This is a genomic window from Effusibacillus consociatus (assembly GCF_042652925.1).
Taxonomy (GTDB): Bacteria; Bacillota; Bacilli; order Tumebacillales; family Effusibacillaceae; genus Effusibacillus; species Effusibacillus consociatus.
Window position 1 is genome coordinate 1 of record NZ_JBHSHC010000001.1, and the last position, 2,113, is coordinate 2,113.

The window sequence follows — 2,113 nt, forward strand, 5'->3', positions numbered from 1 at the left end:
ATATAAAACGAAACTCTATGAAAATAGCTCTAAAATGAAGGTATGTCCAAATAAGCGGGGTTAATCCGGTTTTGTTACATCCATCCCGATGTCGATATACGGAATTCTTTTGCGCCGAGCAAATTTTTCAAGCTCATTCCTATTTCGAAGACCGTCCAGGCATCCGAAAATAATTTGCGCCCGCCCAATTTCTTCAGGAGATGACTGAAATGTAGTTTTTACTTCAGATATTTCCGAATCAGGAACAATTCCTCGGATGAGTCGGACAGCAATCCTAATTTTACTAGAACCAAGTTCAACATCTTCCTGCTTTGCCCCAACGGTTCGATTCAGATTCGTATCCTCTAACACATCGTAATCACAGAGAATGTACTTCTTGAAACCTATGTGGGCAAGTTGCTGTACAACCTGAGACCCCCCGCCCCCAAGACCAATAGCGGCCACAGTAGTATGTTCGAGAATAGTATCCAGGTTATCTCCTAAGAAAGATTGACGGTTATTCATTACCAAAACGCCTCCCTACTCCACCGATTTTTTCCTTTAACCAGTCAAAGAACCCATGTCCAGTAATTTTATAGGAGTAGATCTCAAACGCTTGTCTTACCCCTGGTCTCCAAACCCGGGCTACCATCGAGTTTTCACTCAGGAGCAAGAATCCATGGGTAACACGAGGGTTGGCATTTTGGAAAGAGCGAAGATATACGGGATGGGATTCATAATCCACTGGGCTAAACTGCGGTATCCCCTTGCCTCCATGCTCGTGAACCTGTAAAACGCCCTCATTGCCGTGGTCCGCCCTCTTCATGGCCAGTGCAATGGCCCGATGGTCAACATGCGCACCCACAGAGGAATCCCGAACGTAAAATTCATCCGGGACCGGTACATAATCCGTCGCTTCTAGTACTGTCCCTTGGGTTGGTCTAATAAAGACGTATCCGACGCGCTCCCAAGCGTGAGGATGAGGGCGACTTAAGTCGCCCTTCATTCTCTGATAAATCGTTTTATGCATTCGTATCAACATGCAACCAACAGCCCCCTTAAATGATTCATGATCATCTCCGGGTACGGCCCATGCTGAACATTATTATGTGAATAGGCATGCCAAGTTTCTGCGGCAATGAGATACGAGCTGAAGTTGTTTGGTATATGGGGAGACGCTACACGGTCCCTTAAGAAGAGGCGTGATGTATAGCCCCCGCATGATGGAGCAAAGGACTGTAAACAGAACAACGCATCTGTACGCTCGGGTGTACATCCCTGGGGCATTTTCAGCCCCGGGATAAATATATAGTGATCTTGGCCGTCAGAACGCTCTTCGACTCCTTCTCCATAAATACTTCGAAGAAGTTCGATTTGGTCAGGAGGATACATATTGATTCCCTCCTTAAGACGAATACCCAGAAGAGCCGCCGGATTTAAATCGCTCTCCTCCGTGGACCACAACGAAACTGTCATTGGCTAGAAGTAGGTAATCCGGCATCTGGTAAAGGACATCCGTTATCGGGATATCATCAAGTTCTCTTATCTTGGAAACATCTAGTCGACCCTGATGGACTTGATAAGAGTTGTCGTTCACATAGATGGTAACCATGTCGTTTTCGTGTCCGTTATCTCCGCCACCATGGTCTTCTTGTCCGTGACCGCCGTCTCCGTTGTTACCATGACCGTAACCGCCAGCTTCGTAGCCATGGTCTTGGTTGTACTGAATAAATGCTGCCAACTCTTTTTTCATTTCGCAAGTCACTCCCCAGTTAAGTTGTTCTTCCAGATAACCGGAGGATATGGTATAATTTATAAATGTACATAACCATATCCACTGGCCTTGTAAAAGGCCGAACCAACGCGGCATCTCGCACATGCCGCGTTTTTATTTGCAACAAAATAGGTAAGCGTACGTGAAAACACTCCTCCCCTTTCTTTCGCCCGAGCTTCCTACATGTACCAGGCTTGCTAATTGAATTATATTCCTGAAAATATTTTTTGTAAAGTGTACTTATCATGTATACGTAAACTGTTTTTTTGTATATAATGAAAATAAAAAGGGTGCTTAAATTGCAAGAATAAATGCAACAACACACGATAATCCATAATATGTAAGATTAAACGACCGATT

Annotated in this window: 4 protein-coding genes; all 4 read right to left on the reverse strand. The window is 44.8% G+C overall.

Annotated elements, in window-relative coordinates; all coding sequences use genetic code 11:
• Positions 1-60: 60 nt before the first annotated feature.
• Genes ACFO8Q_RS00005 through ACFO8Q_RS00020 form a run of 4 tightly spaced genes read right to left on the reverse strand, consistent with a single transcriptional unit; the run spans position 61 to position 1,732 of the window.
• Complete coding sequence (locus ACFO8Q_RS00005; RefSeq protein WP_380023331.1) at positions 61-504, reverse strand: HesA/MoeB/ThiF family protein; 444 nt, start codon at positions 502-504, stop codon at positions 61-63.
• Positions 497-1,021 (reverse strand): hypothetical protein, encoded by a 525-nt coding sequence (locus ACFO8Q_RS00010; protein WP_380023332.1) that lies wholly within the window; start codon positions 1,019-1,021, stop codon positions 497-499. Before ACFO8Q_RS00010 ends, ACFO8Q_RS00005 begins: the two co-directional genes overlap by 8 nt.
• Positions 1,015-1,371 (reverse strand): hypothetical protein, encoded by a 357-nt coding sequence (locus ACFO8Q_RS00015; protein WP_380023333.1) that lies wholly within the window; start codon positions 1,369-1,371, stop codon positions 1,015-1,017. Before ACFO8Q_RS00015 ends, ACFO8Q_RS00010 begins: the two co-directional genes overlap by 7 nt.
• 13 nt (positions 1,372-1,384) lie before the next feature.
• Complete coding sequence (locus ACFO8Q_RS00020; protein ID WP_380023336.1) at positions 1,385-1,732, reverse strand: hypothetical protein; 348 nt, start codon at positions 1,730-1,732, stop codon at positions 1,385-1,387.
• Positions 1,733-2,113: the final 381 nt, after the last annotated feature.